At 38.0% G+C, this 16630-nt stretch carries 12 protein-coding genes; 8 read left to right on the top strand and 4 right to left on the bottom strand.

Features of this window, described 5'->3' with window-relative positions:
* Window positions 1-243 precede the first annotated feature (243 nt).
* The 4 genes from H4J65_RS02790 to lipA all read left to right on the top strand — a co-directional run bounded on the left by H4J65_RS02790 (window position 244) and on the right by lipA (window position 3708).
* Window positions 244-1431, top strand: coding sequence for a serine hydrolase (locus H4J65_RS02790; RefSeq protein ID WP_182184481.1), 1188 nt, complete (start codon window positions 244-246; stop codon window positions 1429-1431).
* A gap of 321 nt (window positions 1432-1752) precedes the next feature.
* On the top strand, window positions 1753-2016 hold the full coding sequence (gene ybeD / locus H4J65_RS02785; protein WP_182138300.1) for a DUF493 family protein YbeD: 264 nt from the start codon (window positions 1753-1755) through the stop codon (window positions 2014-2016).
* A 71-nt stretch (window positions 2017-2087) separates the two neighbouring features.
* Window positions 2088-2750, top strand: coding sequence for a lipoyl(octanoyl) transferase LipB (lipB, locus tag H4J65_RS02780; protein WP_182138384.1), 663 nt, complete (start codon window positions 2088-2090; stop codon window positions 2748-2750).
* On the top strand, window positions 2740-3708 hold the full coding sequence (gene lipA, locus H4J65_RS02775) for a lipoyl synthase (protein ID WP_182138299.1): 969 nt from the start codon (window positions 2740-2742) through the stop codon (window positions 3706-3708). The genes lipB and lipA overlap by 11 nt, the downstream gene beginning before the upstream one ends.
* 146 nt (window positions 3709-3854) lie before the next feature.
* Here the strand turns inward: lipA and H4J65_RS02770 are convergent, their stop codons facing one another.
* From H4J65_RS02770 to prmB, 3 genes are all read right to left on the bottom strand, one after another.
* Window positions 3855-5024 carry an MFS transporter gene (locus H4J65_RS02770; protein WP_182195235.1) on the bottom strand — a complete coding sequence of 390 codons (1170 nt, stop codon included), beginning with the start codon at window positions 5022-5024 and terminating at the stop codon, window positions 3855-3857.
* Between the two features lie 39 nt (window positions 5025-5063).
* Window positions 5064-6155 carry a chorismate synthase gene (gene aroC / locus H4J65_RS02765; RefSeq protein ID WP_182195232.1) on the bottom strand — a complete coding sequence of 364 codons (1092 nt, stop codon included), beginning with the start codon at window positions 6153-6155 and terminating at the stop codon, window positions 5064-5066.
* A 96-nt stretch (window positions 6156-6251) separates the two neighbouring features.
* Window positions 6252-7184, bottom strand: a complete 933-nt coding sequence (gene prmB / locus H4J65_RS02760) for a 50S ribosomal protein L3 N(5)-glutamine methyltransferase (RefSeq protein WP_310649909.1) — start codon at window positions 7182-7184, stop codon at window positions 6252-6254.
* Window positions 7185-7271: 87 nt separating this feature from the next.
* On the opposite strand from prmB, the gene smrB reads away from it, so the two are divergent.
* Complete coding sequence (gene smrB, locus H4J65_RS02755; protein ID WP_182195207.1) at window positions 7272-7814, top strand: endonuclease SmrB; 543 nt, start codon at window positions 7272-7274, stop codon at window positions 7812-7814.
* A gap of 76 nt (window positions 7815-7890) precedes the next feature.
* Here the strand turns inward: smrB and sixA are convergent, their stop codons facing one another.
* Window positions 7891-8370: a phosphohistidine phosphatase SixA gene (gene sixA, locus H4J65_RS02750; protein ID WP_182195204.1), complete on the bottom strand. Its 480-nt coding sequence runs from the start codon at window positions 8368-8370 to the stop codon at window positions 7891-7893.
* A gap of 246 nt (window positions 8371-8616) precedes the next feature.
* On the opposite strand from sixA, the gene H4J65_RS02745 reads away from it, so the two are divergent.
* The 3 genes from H4J65_RS02745 (at window position 8617) to H4J65_RS02735 (ending at window position 16541) form a co-directional block, all read left to right on the top strand.
* On the top strand, window positions 8617-11412 hold the full coding sequence (locus H4J65_RS02745) for an insulinase family protein (RefSeq protein ID WP_182195201.1): 2796 nt from the start codon (window positions 8617-8619) through the stop codon (window positions 11410-11412).
* A 196-nt stretch (window positions 11413-11608) separates the two neighbouring features.
* Window positions 11609-16198: an EAL domain-containing protein gene (locus tag H4J65_RS02740; protein WP_182195197.1), complete on the top strand. Its 4590-nt coding sequence runs from the start codon at window positions 11609-11611 to the stop codon at window positions 16196-16198.
* Window positions 16199-16340: 142 nt separating this feature from the next.
* Entirely contained in the window at window positions 16341-16541 is a 201-nt protein-coding gene (locus tag H4J65_RS02735) for a hypothetical protein (RefSeq protein WP_182195193.1), read from the top strand.
* Window positions 16542-16630 lie beyond the last annotated feature (89 nt).

The following is a 16630-nucleotide window of genomic DNA, read 5'->3' as shown; positions in this document are numbered from 1 at the left end:
ATGCACGAGTAAAATATTAAGCCCTAACGTTAACCGTTATTTTTTAGCGAATATGTTTAACGAACAAGTCATATTACTACGACTGAACGTAGACAAATAATTAGCAAAATTCATCAAAGGTAACAAATTGATGGTAGCACTGATTAGTATTAAAAAAGAAAAATGTTATACTGCACAAAATTTTTATAATTTCCATTAAATGTTTTTATAATTTCCATTAAATGATAGCGCTGTAGGACAATTATGCCCCAAATCAAAGTTACTCGAGTACCTAAAAAACCGATAAAGTTATTAACTGTTTTAGGCTCTGTATTATTAAGTGTTTGCTCCCTTTCTCATGCACAAACTATTATCCCACCCGCTCCAGAAGTAAGTGCTAAAGGCCACATTTTAATAGATTATGCCACGGGTACGGTTATTGCAGAAAGTAATGCCGATATTTTACTTGCGCCAGCAAGCTTGACCAAAATGATGACTAGTTACATCATAGGTAAAGAGCTAGATAATGGTAATATCAGTAATGATGACCCCGTTAAAATTAGCGAAAAAGCTTGGGCAAAAAACTTCCCTGAGTCATCAAAAATGTTTATTGAAGTGGGTACAGAAGTATCAGTAAGCTTGTTAAACCAAGGTATTATTGTTGCATCAGGAAATGACGCCTGTGTTGCTATGGCTGAACATATTGCCGGTAGTGAAGGTGCATTTGCCCAATTAATGAATGCCCACGCTGAACAATTAGGCATGTATAGTAGCTTTTTTGAAAACAGTCATGGCTTAGACAGCAAAGAACACAAAACCACAGCGCGTGATATGGCAACACTGGCCATTGCCCTTATTCGCGATGTACCCGATGAGTACAAGTTGTATCGCCAAAAGTCTTTTACTTATAACAACATTAAACAATATAACCGCAATAGCTTATTGTGGGATAAAAGTATGAATGTTGACGGTTTAAAAACCGGCCATACCTCACAAGCAGGTTATAGTTTAGTCACATCGGCTACTAAAGGCGATATGCGCTTAGTCAGTGTCGTTATGGGTACCGATAGCGAGCGCGCTCGTAAAGTAGAGAGTAAAAAACTACTGAACTATGGTTTTCGTTTTTACGAAACATACACACCCTATAAAGCCGGTGAAAAGTTTGTTAGTGATAGAGTTTGGATGGGCGATCGCAAAGAAGTTGACTTAGGTATTATGGTTAATACCCCAATTACCATTCCTCGTGGTCAACGTAAAAACTTACAAGCAAATTTTGAGTTAGACAAGCAACTTACAGCGCCACTGCAAAAAGGTGAAGTAGTAGGCAAATTGTTTTTACAACTCGACGGTGAAGATATTGCCCAATACCCATTAGTAACGCTACAAGAAGTTCAAGAAGGTAGCCTGTTTAATAAATTGATCGACTATGTAAAGCTGCAATTTATTAACTAGTTTTAATCACTGTTTTATTGGTTATACTAAACTGCACAGAAAACTTAGCCTAGGCTAAGTTTTCTGCTTTAATTCAGCTGTATTAGAAAATAAAACCATCACCAAACATTGATATTAGTTAATCTCCCCCTCATTTATATCCAATAACTAGCCTCGACTGGTCACATTCGTAACAAATAGTGTTAAAATATCACCAATTGGCACATTCAGCCGCTTAAATTATTACCACATGGATTGGTTTATTTACCACTAACTCGAATATGCTAGTCATGATTAAACCACCTACAGCATATGGGTTTCTTTACCGATTAAGAGAATAAAATGAATACTAAATTTGATGAATTATTAGATTTCCCCACCGTACTAAACTTTAAAGTCATGGGTATCGCGTGTGACGAATTACCAGACCTAGTTGTTGGTGAGTTGCAAAAACACACGCCTGGTGATTATGCGCCAAAGGTAAAACCAAGCTCGAAAGGAAATTATCATTCAATTTCAGTGGTTGTTACGGTTACCAGTAAAGAACATATTGAAACAATATATAAGACCTTGAACGCCATTGAGCAAGTACGTTACGTGCTTTGACCCTACTTCTTATCCGGTGTATTCACATTATTATTTAGCTATAATACCCGCAATAAAACCTATAGAGATGTATTTTGAAAAACACATTGATTATTCGGCAACTGAATAACCTCGACTACGTCGATGTTTGGCATGCCATGCAAAATTTCACCGATAATCGAGACGAAAGTACTGCTGATGAACTTTGGCTGGTAGAGCATCCGCCAATATTTACTCAAGGACAAGCAGGTAAAGATGAACACCTACTTATGCCTGGAGATATTCCAGTGGTAAAAGTAGATCGTGGCGGGCAAGTCACCTATCACGGCCCTGGCCAACAAGTGATCTACTTTATGATCAATCTACGTCGAAGAAAAATGGGCATAAGAACACTGGTTACGCTAATTGAAGATGGCATCGTAGCCTCAATGGCAGACTTTGGCATTACGGCAAAAGCAAAGCCTGACGCACCCGGTGTTTATGTTGAAGATAAAAAAATTGCCTCTTTAGGTCTTAGAGTACGTAAAGGCTGCTCATTTCATGGTTTGGCATTAAATGTTAATATGGACTTATCACCATTTCTACGCATTAACCCTTGCGGTTACCAAGGCTTAGAAATGATACAAACAATCGATTTACAAGGCCCTGCCACAGTAGATCAAGCGGGTGACTCATTGGTTAAACACCTAAGTGAGTTATTAAACACCCAGCATTTATCTTATCAAACGGGATTGGAAACAATACATGACCACTAAATCATCACAAATTACTCCAGGCACTAAACTACGCGATGCCGAAAAAATGGCGCATATTCCTATTAAGGTTATGACTTCTGAGCGCGAAACCATGCTAAGAAAACCTAATTGGTTACGCATTAAACTGCCAAAAAGTTCAGAGCGTATTGATAGTATAAAAGCAGCACTACGTAAACATAATTTACATTCTGTTTGTGAAGAAGCGTCATGCCCAAATTTATCAGAATGTTTTAATAACGGTACAGCAACCTTTATGATTTTGGGTGATATTTGTACCCGTCGTTGTCCATTTTGTGATGTTGGCCATGGCCGCCCAATGGCGGTAAATAAAGAAGAGCCGCGCAAGTTAGCCTTAACGCTAAAAGACATGAAGCTGAAATACGTAGTGATCACTTCTGTTGACCGCGATGACCTTCGTGATGGCGGCGCACAACAATTTGTTGATTGTATTACCGAAATTGCCGAGCATTCACCACATACTAAAGTAGAAATTTTAGTCCCTGATTTTCGTGGCCGTATGGATCGTGCTTTAGAAATTTTAAATACCCATCCACCGGGTACTTTTAATCACAACCTAGAAACCGCACCGCGTTTATATACCAAAGCTCGCCCAGGCGCTAACTACCAATGGTCATTAGATCTATTGAAAAAATTTGGTGAGGCGAACCCAAGTGTACCGACTAAATCTGGTTTAATGGTCGGCTTAGGTGAAACTAACGAAGAAATTCTTCAAGTGATGCGGGATTTACGTGCTCATGGCGTTACCATGTTAACTATTGGTCAATACTTACAACCGAGTAAACATCATTTACCGGTCGAGCGTTACGTTCACCCAGATGACTTTGCTATGTTTAAACGTGAAGCAGATAAAATGGGCTTTGATCACGCCGCATGTGGTCCACTTGTACGTTCTAGCTACCATGCTGATAAACAAGCCGCTGGTGAAGAAGTAAAATAGTACCTACCGCCTAAGTACATACTGCCTAGTTAATTAATATTAACTAGGCAAAATCAAAAAAGCTAGCCGATATAATGGCTAGCTTTTTCGTTACTAGCAAAGTAAAACGGTGAACTTATCGCCAGTGAAATAAATAATCGATTATTCTAAGGTAGGCTGACTTTTCGCTTAATGGGTTTATTACGCAAAAATAGCGCTAAAACCCCGCCAATTAGGGCGGTAATCGCCGCAAAATCAAAGGTTATCACGGCGCCAATACCCTCTTGCCATAATAAGCCAGCTACATAGGCACCAATCGCACCACCAACACCATAAACACCACCGATATAAATCGCCTGCCCTCGGCTTTGTTGGTTCGCGTTAAAGTGCTGTTGAATAAAGCTAATACTGGCACTATGGTATAAACCAAAACTTAGCGCGTGGATCAGTTGGGAGAATGCCAATGCCATATCGCTATTGGCAAAATGTCCGACAATAAACCAGCGAAATGCCGTCAATAATATACTCATGCTAATTAACGTTTTTAGTGAGAAACTCTTAAAGAAAATAGCGGCAAAAACAAAAACCCCAATTTCAGCAACCACACCAATAGCGATAAAAATACCAATTAAAAAGCCTGAGTAAGCTAAATTTTTAAGGTATAAAGCAAAAAAAACATAATAAGGTCCAAAGCTCATTTGCAACATTAAGCCGGCAAAAAAGAATAACAAAAAGTTACGGTTTAGCACTTTGGCTTTAATAGAGACATTATCAAGTGAGGTTTTTTTAGCTATTCGAGGTTGCTTGTTGAACAGTGTCGATATAAAAAGCCCTGCTAATATGACAATACCAATATAACTAAAGGCTTCGGCAGAATAACGCTCAATGAGTTCACCACTGAGCATAGCAACGATGACAAAACCGATACTGCCCCATAAACGAATGCGGGCATATATTTTCGCACTTTTGCGAATAGAGTTCAGGGTCATCACTTCAATTTGCGGTAATATTGAGGTAATAAAGAGGCTAAACATGGCCAAACTAAACATTAATGGCCAGTAACTGAATGTCCAAATAATCAAACTAAAACAAAACAACGACAGCAGTGCGCCAACCTTCACTATCGTTAGTTGTTGACCTGACTTGTCAGCAAGCTGCGCCCATAATGACGGCGCTACTATTTTTGTTGCGGTGATCACCGCTAATATTTCACCAATTTCTAGCGAAGTAAAACCTCTGTCATCAAGGAATACCGCTAAAAAAGGCACGATTAGACCTAAGAGACCAAAATACCAAAAATAATTTGTCGACAGACGCATGAATTGTTTTGAAGCCATTAGGTTAGGCTACCATAGCTTGGGGATTTACCCGCAAGCTTAACGTTCAATATCTGGTGTTTGACAAATCACATCCATATTTTGTGCTCGATGTCTCAAATAATGATCCATCAAGGTCAAGGCTAACATAGCTTCAGCAATCGGTACTGCGCGAATGCCTACACAAGGATCATGACGGCCTTTAGTCACAATGTCAGCAGACTTACCCGCAAGATCAACGGTTTTACCACTAACACCGATACTAGAGGTTGGCTTTAATGCAATCGACGCAACAATAGGTTGGCCTGAAGATATGCCACCTAAAACACCACCCGCATGATTTGACGCAAAACCCTCAGGGGTTAACTCGTCTCTGTGCTCAGAGCCTTTTTGATTAACAACAGCAAAGCCGTCGCCAACTTCTACCGCTTTCACCGCATTAATGCCCATTAAGGCATGGGCAATATCCGCGTCTAAACGATCAAAAATAGGTTCACCTAAACCCACAGGCACATTATTCGCTACTACCATCAATTTAGCGCCGATAGAGTCTTTTTTACGCATAATGCCACGTAATAATTCATCTAATTGCTCAAGTTTATTTGCATCTGGAAAGAAAAACGGATTTTCTTCAACAATATTCCAATCAATATTTTCAGCACATACCTCACCAATCTGGGTGACACAAGCTTGAATAGTGATACCAAATTTCTGTTTTAAATATTTTTTTGCTACTGCACCCGCTGCCACACGCATCGCAGTTTCACGCGCCGAAGAGCGACCGCCACCACGGTAGTCACGAATGCCATATTTTTGCCAGTAAGTATAATCCGCATGTCCAGGACGAAATGTCTTGGCAATATCACCGTAATCTTGCGAACGTTGGTCGGTATTCTCAATTAATAAACCAATAGGTGTGCCGGTAGTTTTACCTTCAAAAACACCTGACATTATTTTGACTTCGTCGGCTTCTCGGCGCGCGGTGGTAAAACGCGATGTACCCGGTCGGCGTCGATCAAGGTCGTGCTGTAAATCAGCTTCGTTAAGCTCTAAACCTGGAGGGCAACCATCAATAATGGCCCCTAAGCCTAACCCGTGGCTTTCACCAAATGAAGTAACTGTAAATAACTTACCAAAAGTATTACCTGACATAATGAATCTTACCCGTAAAAAATGATGATATACCAAATGCCTTAATGAATTGGTATCAGAGTGCCCAACAAACTACGCTAGGCAGCTTGTTGGGTATTAATTATTTATTGCCTGAAAATCTTGCTGATGATTTTCTAGTTGTGCTTTAGTTAAACGAAACACGCCATGGCCACCTCGTTCAAACGCCAACCACTGAAATGGCACGTTGGGGAAAGCAGCACTTAAATGGATTTGTGAATTGCCCACTTCACAAATCAATACGCCATTATCATGCAGATGACTCGCGGCTTGCGCCAAAATTTTTCGTACGATATCTAAGCCATCAAAACCACTGCCTAAGCCCATTACTGGCTCATGTAAATACTCTTGCGGCAATGCATCGACATCCTCTTGATCAACATAAGGCGGGTTTGTCACTATTAAATCATAACCTTGCCCTACGAGCCCAGAAAAAACGTCAGATTCAATTGGCATAACTTGTGCTGATAAACCATGACCTTCAATATTGATTTGTGCGACATTGAGTGCATCAATAGAAAGATCGGCTGCATCAACTTCTGCTTCAGGAAACGCAACAGCGCAGGCAATAGCAATACAACCACTACCGGTACATAAATCTAAAATTTGTTTTGGCGCATAATCAATTAAACCGGCAAATTTATTATCGATTAACTCACCTATGGGTGAGCGTGGCACTAGCACCCGTTCATCAACATAAAAGGGCAAGCCACAAAACATCGCTTGATTAGTTAGATATGCTGCAGGTAGCCCTTCAACCATTCGCCGCTCAAACAAGTGTAAAATCGCTATTCGCTCTTGAGATACCAAACAACATTGCATAAGATCATTAGATATTTCTTGCGGTAAAGCCAGTTGATGCATCACCAAAATAAGCGCTTCATGCCAAGCATTGTTTGTACCATGACCAAAATACAACTCAGCCTGATTAAACTGACTCGCACCAAAACGCACATAATCATTAACGGTATGTAATTGTTCACTTACCTCTACAAAATTTATTATTCCCACGCTTTCCTCAGGTTTTATTATCATAACACTTGTTTTTATTATTATACTTTCACTTGTTATTGTTCGTCGATGTTTTAAACTTCGCAAATGAAATCTAAAGACGCACTTAATGTGGAAGAAATAAATTTATTTAAAGACACCATAGGTAAGGTAAAACCTATGGTGCAGGACAGAATACACCCGGCAAAAAGAACCAGCAAGCAGAAAACGACTTTAGCAAAACAAAAAGATAAAAAAGCCTTGGCTGAGTTTCATTTCTCGGATGAATTTGAACCCGCGCTGAATCTTAATGGTCCTCTAAAGTACGTTCGTGATGGCGTTGATAGTTTTGAAGCTAAAAATTTACGCCGTGGTCAATACGCCCCTGACTTAATTTTAGACTTACACGGCCTTGATCTTTACCAGTCAAAACGTGAAATTGCCGCATTGCTTGCCGCTTGTGAAAAAGAGCATGCACAATGTGTTTGTATCGTTCATGGTTTAGGTGGCCGCATATTGAAAAATAAAGTGCCGCACTGGTTAGTACAACACCCTGATGTGATGGCCTTTCATCAAGCACCATTGGAATGGGGTGGCAATGGCGCCATACTGGTTTTAGTCGAATTAAAAGACAAGTTTAGTATTGATTAACCAAAACACTTAACGAGCCAGAGTCTCAAAAACATCATGGCAACCTAGCGCCGAACTTCATTAACTGAAAGCTTCATTAACTGACGACTTGATTAGGTGACATTAAGCGAATAAGCTCGCCATGCATTTTGTCGGTATCATAGTCAATTTGCGCTACCGAGCCCGTTTGAAATATCGGCATAGTGTTATCACTGCTCAATTCGGCGACCAAATAACTTACCAAAGGCATATGTGACACTAATAATATTTTCTGGTACTGCTCAACAGCGCAAACGGCATCAAGATAATCATGAACATCTTTAGCACTATCTTCTGGTGTAATAATACTTAAGGTTTGCCTTTTACCTACATTGCCTAATTGGCTAATCACGGCATCTGCCGTTTGTTGCGCGCGTAAATATGGGCTAACAAAAACACAATCAAATGAAAGACTGTTTTCTAATAACCATTGTCCCATAATTTTAGCTTCTTTGACGCCGTTTTCAGTTAACGGTCTGAGTGCATCAGACGGCGCAATCATTTTAGCTTGTCCGTGACGCATAACAAAAATTTGCATAAACACCTTAATTTCAACACAATTTTCAATATTGTTGATTGTAGGTCTAAACAAGATGAATCTTATATATTCAAGTGGTTTAGCCCTAGTTCTCAATAATTTTGGCTATAGTAAACGAATTGTTTAGCTTTTTATAACATCTAATAAGAATAAAATGGACTCACCTTATTCCTTAAGGTAATTTAGAAAGATTATCAATAGAGCATAGCCATACCGAGCTACAGCATAAATTGTGCGGGAGTAACCGTGAAACAAAGCCCGAATGACGCTAAACACTATCAAACCATCACCTTAGGCAATGGCTTAAGAGCTTTGTTGATCCATAACCCTGAATCAAATAAATCTGCCGCTGCTTTAGCCGTTAACGTGGGGCATTTTGATGATCCTAATCATCGACAGGGACTTGCTCATTTTCTTGAGCACATGCTATTTCTTGGCACCAAAAACTTTCCTGATGGCAGTGAATATCAGAAATTTATTAATCAACATGGCGGCAGTAATAATGCTTGGACAGCAACAGAACATACCTGTTTTTTCTTTGATATAGGTTATCAACATTTCAGCGCGGCAATAGCACGTTTTGGCGAGTTTTTTACTATGCCGTTATTATCTGAAGAATTTGTTAACAAAGAACGTAAGAACATTGACGCCGAATTCAAACTCAAGCTTAAAGACGATATTCGACGCCTTTACGACGTTCACAAAGAAACCATTAATCAAGCTCACCCTTTCGCAAAGTTTTCTGTCGGTAGCAGTGAGACCTTAGCCGATAAAGTCGGTTACAATTTACGCGATGAGTTGTGTGAGTTTTTTCAAAAGCATTATCAAGCGCATTTTATGACCTTAGTGTTAGAAGGACCACAAACGCTCACCGAATTAGAAAACTTAGCCCATGAGCATTTTTCCAAGATCAACACTAATGGCATGGCTAAAACAAAAATTAGTGAGCCGCTTTACTTGGCCCAGCATCAACAAAAATGGATCACGGTGCAGCCAGTTAAAAACGATCAACAGCTGATCATTAGCTTTGCCATGCCAAGTATTGATCAATTTTATCGTCAAAAGCCTGAAGCTATTCTGGCCTACTTAATTGGGCATGAAGGTCCGGGTAGCATTTTATCATTATTAAAAAGTAAACAATGGGCGCTGGCTTTAACGGCTGGCTCAGGCATAAATGGCTCTAATTTTAAAGATTTCAATATTAGCATCTCACTTTCTGAATTAGGTACACAGCACATCACTACCATTGTCAGTATCGTATTTTCATATCTAAATTTACTTAAACAAGCGCCAATTAATCAACAGTATTATCAAGAGAAAAAAGCCTTAGCTGAGTTATCATTTTCTTACCAAGAAAAACTATCACCTCTGAACTCTGTCAGCCAACTTGTGATCAATATGCAACATTATCCAGAGCAAGATTACATTTTCGGTGATTACGTTATGGAAGGTCAAAATCAAACAACACTAAATACCTTACTTAGCTTAATGGTTGCGACTAATATTCGCATTATTTCTATCGATAAAAATGTTCCTCAACAGTCTCATGTTAACACTAGTAAATGGTATCAAGTTCCCTACTCGGTCAAGGATATTAAACCTGAGGAAATTGAGCAGTGGCAAAATGCCCCCAAGATAGACGCGCTTTTTTTACCCAGCAAAAACCCTTATATAGTGTCCCGGCCTAAGCTGATAAAAAATGATGATACAGAAAATAGCCCGCTGACACCGCCCAAAAATATTTGTCAGCAAAATGGTTTAAATGTTTGGTTTAAACATGACACTAGTTTTAATACTCCTAAAGGCTATATCTATCTCTCTATAGACTCTCCAGCCGTAATAGAAAGTGCTAGCACGATAGCAATGACACGTTTATTTATTGACCTTTACAGCGACGCTGTTATTGAGGAGCATTACAACGCCGAATTAGCAGGCATTCACTATCACCTATATTCTCATCAGAGTGGGCTAACGCTAAAATTATCAGGCATTAGTACAAAACAAGAAAAACTATTGCCGCTATTGTTAGCTAGTTTAATGCAGGGAAAATTTTGTCCGAATAAATTCGAATTATTTAAGCAAGAGCTGCTCAGTCACTGGAAAAACGCAGAAAACAGCAAATCAATTTCACAACTATTTGCCAACCTTAGCGCCACAATGCAACCCAAAAGCCCCAGTAACCAAAGTTTAATTAATGCCCTAGAAAAAATAGCGTTTCAAACGTTTACAAATTTTGTAGCCCGTATTTTTGAAAACACCGCGGTCAATTTACTCATTCATGGCAATTGGTCCCGACGGTCTGCTGACCATATTATTACCAAGATTAAACAAGTTTTTGATGGCAAGTTATCTCAAGATAACCAAGTTGAAGTTCCATGTCTAGATCTTCAAGGCATAGGCCCATTAACACTACCGATGGAGTTACCAGAGCATGATCACGCAGCTTTACTCTACTACCCCATGCCAAATAAAGATTTGCGCACAATCGCGTTAACCATGTTAACTAATCAATTATTGTCGCCTATTTTCTTCCAAGAAATGCGCACAGAAAAACAATATGGCTATTTGGTTGGTGTCGGTTTTATACCGATTAATTGTTACCCAGGCATTGCTTTTTATATTCAATCGCCGCACACCGACTCAGTAACATTAACAGAGGCCATGAATGACTTTATCGCTCGAACAAATAATTACATTACCAATTTGCCTGCTGAGCACTGGCAGCATTTACAATTTGGCCTAGCAAGTCAGTTACAAGAAAAAGATACGAACTTGAGAATTAAAAGTCAGCGTTATTGGGCCGCTATTTGTAATAAAGAAGCCTCTTTTGACCAAAAGCAAAAACTCATTGCTATGATTAAAACTATCTCAATAGATAATGTAGCTGAATTTCTCCAACAATATTTTAATGGCGCAGAGCTAAAAGATCGCTTGTCGTTATTAAGTTATGAAAACAAAACGCAGTTAGATAAAATGACCAAGAATGTAACTATTAATGACAATATCGAATTTTTATTGAAAAAATGTCAAAGAAAATATTAAGTTAGCCGATACAAACAAGTGAATATATTAATAACCGGAATATCACCACACAATGCCGACACAATAACAGCAAAGATTGACTTAGTTCCTCACATCCATTGTAATAGGGCCTAGCATCCAGAAATAATCAAAATATATGGCATACCTAATAAGCTAAATCATTAAGGTATAGGTTTAACTAAAAAGGGTTGTATTAGTGCTTTTGCTTTTTTTCAAAAAAAAATTAATTTCTCAATTTCGTGCCATGTTTGCTGTCTTAGCTCTAGTGACTCTCCTATACCCTTATGGCAAAATTCTAGCGTCAGAAAACAATATTAATACCCCCCCACTGAAGTTTGACCGCATCTCAATTGCCGAAGGTTTATCACAGAGCTATGTTTACGATATTATACAAGACAACAATGGCTTTATATGGATAGCTACACAGGACGGTTTAAATCGTTATGATGGCAAAAACTTCGTTTATTATCGTCACGATAGTACCGATAAAAGCTCTATTGCTGGCAACTTCATTCGCAAACTTTTTATAGATAAGCAAAATATAATGTGGGTTGGAACAAACGAAGGATTAAGCCGTTACAACGAAGCATTAGACAGTTTTGACAACTTCTTTCATCAAACCAACGACAGCAACTCGCTCAAAGACAACGAAATTTGGGACATTTATCAAGACCAACAAAATGATATTTTAGTATCCACCAAAGAGGGTCTACATAAATACGACCAAAACAATAAAAACTTCTCTCGAATAAGAATTCGAGGTTTTGATTCGGCTTTAAGAGAAATTAAAACCATCTTTCAAGACAACAAAGGTAATTATTGGCTTGGCACTTATGATAAAGGGATATATTTAGCCAATAGTGCAATGTCATTTTTAGTCCCACTGTCAGGCGAAAACAAGTGGAATTTATCAATTAATGCTACGGGCCTTTTTGACCTGAAAATTATTGATAATCAATATTGGCTAGCAACTGATAATGGTTTATTTGTTATTTCTCAAGAATATAAAATTAAAAAGCATTATTCAGCTAACGAAGAAAATGTAAATGGTAAATTATTATCAAATAATGTGAGAGCTATCACATTATTAAATGAATCAGCGGTTTGGTTAGGTACGCTAAATGGCCTAAACATTATCAACTTGTTAACGGGAAATATAGATGCATATCAAACTGTGCAACATAAAAATGCTATCTCCAATAATTATATATTAAAGTTGTTCAAAGACAGTGCAGATAATATTTGGATTGGTACAGACGGAAATGGCATTAACACCTTTAATAGCTTGCAGCTAAAGATTAGGCATGGCTTATTTAATTATGAAAAAGCATCGAGCGCTGTATATGCTTTTGCAGAATCTGAAGACGGGAGGGTTTGGTTTGCAACAGATGATGGAAAACTAAGCTACCTAAATGCAGAAGAAAAAATCGTCCAACTAAAAATTGGAAATATGTCTACTATTTCTCACTTAATGTTAGATAATAAAGATAATTTTTGGCTACGAACTGAAGCAGAAAGTTCGAATCAACCAGGAAGTCTCTATTACTTTAATACTAAAACTTTAAAATTAACTGAAAACAAATTTTGGAAAAACAATTCCCATCACACCAACTTAAGTCAATTGTTTTTAATAAAAAATAAAATTTGGTTTATAGATAGCAAAATGCAGTTAGCATCGTTTAACATTCAAACCAATCAATTTGAAACTTATGTGCAGGAAAATGGAAGTATATTTACTACATTAAAATACGATGATGATAACAGAATATGGCTCTCCACAAATAAAGGTGAAATTTTAAACTTTAATGTTGAAAAACTTGAATTTTCAAAAAAACTATATTTACTTTCAGATAGAAGTAAATTTGGAGAAATATCAACTATTGCTATATCAAATGAATGGATCTGGTTAGGCTCACGACGCAATGGCTTAGCAATAATAAACAAAAAAAATAGTACGGAATTACATTTTAACGAAAAGAACGGTCTGAGCAACAACTTCATTGCTGATATAGTTATTGACTCGATTGGTACAGGTTGGCTTTCAACCAATATCGGAATCAACTCAGTTGACCCAAAAAATAAATTAGTTAAGTCTTTTAATAAAGATATGCTAATAAGTGACAATGAGTATATTAGTGATAGTTCAATACTAACATCTGGAGAGACTATTTTTTTTGGTGGAATAAATGGTTTTCATACATTTATCCCTCAAGAAGTTTCTCAAATAAGACAACGTATACCCACTCCCATTATTTCTAATATATTAATAGCCAACAAAGAGGTGCCTGTTGCTAGCGCTTTACAACCAAACGCAATAGATAAAGAATTTCATATAGAAAACTCACCGAATCATTTAACTTCTCTTAATTTACAGCATATTCAATCTCAATTTAGTATTGAATTTGTCGCACCTAACGCAAAGCTACCAAACCAGATAAATTATCGTTATCGTCTGGTTGGTTTAGATGAGAATTGGATTGATGCCGGTAAAAATAACCAAAGAGCAACTTATACAAATTTAAGTCCCGGTGACTACACTTTCGAAGTACAAGCATACGATTTACAAAACAACCAAGAAAGTGCAATAAAAACGCTAAATATTACCATAATGCCACCATGGTGGCTGTCACCTGGTGCCATATTTTTCTATAGCCTTATTGCACTATTAATCTTCGCCTACATATTGCAACAGATACGCCATAAGCGTCTTTATCACCTACAAATAAAGTTAAGTGAAGAGCGTCTTAAACTATCTCTTTGGGGCAGTGGCGATGAAATGTGGGATTGGAACATAAAGAGCGGAAAAATATTTCGCTCGAATATATGGGGAGTTTTAGAATTCCCGCAAGATGGCAAGCGAAATGTTGGAGCAGATCAAACCAATATTCACCAACACGATATCCCACGAGTACGGGAAGCTTTAAACCAGCACATGGAAGACAATAGCGAACACTTTGAAGCGACCTATCGTGTTAAAGATAAAGACGAAAAATGGATCTGGGTGCTAGACCGTGGAAAAATTGTCGAACGAGATGAAAAAAACAAACCTAGCCGAATGACAGGGACCTTAAAAGATATTAGTCAAATTAAACGCGCCGATGAACGTTTAAAGCTTTTTGCAAAATGTATCGAGAATATTTCAGACGCGATTGTTATTTATGACCGTCAATTTACTGTCGTAGATATCAATCAAGCATTTCAAAATATAACCGGTAAAAATAAGTTACAAATGCAAGGGACTTTACTTAATTTTGATCAATATCCTGATAGCTTTAATCAAAAGGTTAAACAGCATTTAATGACCAAAGGTAATTGGCACGGTGAAATAAAAAGTAAACGTGACAATGGCGAGATTTATTCAACTGACTTTAATATCGATATCATTCGTGACGACAGTGGTAATATATCGCACTTTGTCGGCGTTTTTTCTGATATAACCAAACGCAAGCAAACAGAAGCAGAATTAAGAAAACTTGCCAATACCGACACCTTAACTGGGTTACCGAATCGTGCTTATTTTCAAGCCAATCAACAAAAATTAGTGAGCAATAAAGTCCCACATGCCTTACTGGTGTTTGATTTAGATAACTTTAAAAAAGTTAATGACTCATTAGGGCATGAAGTTGGCGATGTTTTGCTATGCAAAGTGGCCGAACGCATTAAAATTCTAGGCCGAAATCAAGATACGGTTTATCGTTTAGGTGGCGATGAATTTAGTTTAATTGTTGAGAACACCAATGATCTTCATACCATCACCCACATCGCCAAAGAAGTTTTAAAATCTATTGCACTACCGCTTAGGCTTAAAAGCCAAGAAATTGTGCTTTATAGTAGTATTGGCATCGTAATTTATCCTGAAGATGGCGCGAGTCCACAAGAGCTCCTTAAGAATGCCGATACGGCCATGTACCATGCGAAAAACACGGGTGGTAATAAATACCAATTTTTCAGCGACTCAATGAATAAAACCGCCGTTAAACGCCTGCAAATAGAAAGCTTAATTCGACACGGATTAAAGGAAGATTTATTTTCGGTTTTTTATCAACCAAAAATCGAGATTGCAACAGGAAAAATAGCGGGTATGGAGGCCTTAGTTCGTTTTGAAACACCGAATAAAGGCATAATAAGCCCAGTGGTCTTTATCCCTGTGTCAGAAGAAACAGGGCAAATTATAGATATTGGTGAGATAGTTTTACGCAAAGCATGCTTTGCCACTAAAAAGTGGGTCGATACCGGGCTTTTTGACGGACGTGTGGCGGTTAACCTTTCGGCAGTGCAGTTTACCCAACCAAATTTGGTGGCAATGATTGCTGATACGTTAAAAGAAAGTGGCTTATTGGCAAAATATCTTGAGCTAGAAATCACTGAAGGCACGGTAATGGACTCACCACAAAAAGCGATTGATACTATGTTACAAATTCGTGCGATGGGCATCCATTTATCACTGGACGATTTTGGTACGGGTTATTCTTCACTAGCCTATTTGAAAAAATTCCCCTTAAATACGTTAAAAATAGACAAAGCCTTTGTTGATGATATTGAAACCTCAGAGCAAGGACGGAATATGGTGGCAACGATAGTGACTATCGCGCATAACTTAGGTATGCAAGTGGTCGCAGAAGGTGTTGAAACCAATCAGCAATTGAGTTTTTTATCTGGCTTACGTTGCGAACAATTACAAGGCTACCTTTATAGTAAACCGCTACCTAAAGGTGACTTCCAAAAATATCTGCTTTCTTTTCAAATTGCCAATAAATCCACTTCATTTGGAAAAAATGCCATTTAAACAAAGTCGTCAACTTTATGACGCTGTAAATTTTATGTAAAAATTGCGTTAAGAGCCTTGTAAATTAAGACTTTTATTGTTGGCACGATTTTCGCTTTACTCTTATTGAATTTAATTTAATTTAATAACAATAAGGAATACCATGCTTAGTTCATTAATTTTATCTTTGGTAATGTCAGGTGCACCTGCTGCTGCAAACGTAAACGTAAACGACTTCAACGCTGAAGTCACTGGTACAAAGCGAGGAACAGTTCGTATAGGTACTAAACGCGGCACAGTTCGCATTGGTACTAAACGTGGCACCGTTCGCATTGGCACTAAACGTGGCACCGTTCGTATATAGGAGGCTTTATGATTAATTTAATTAAATCATTATTTATGACTGCGAAAACTGAAAACACTATTGCGGCAAGCATCGAAATAAAAGAAATG

The organism is Colwellia sp. MB02u-9 (genome assembly GCF_014077085.1).
Taxonomy (GTDB): domain Bacteria; phylum Pseudomonadota; class Gammaproteobacteria; order Enterobacterales; family Alteromonadaceae; genus Cognaticolwellia.
This window is presented reverse-complemented; position numbering and strand designations above follow the sequence as displayed.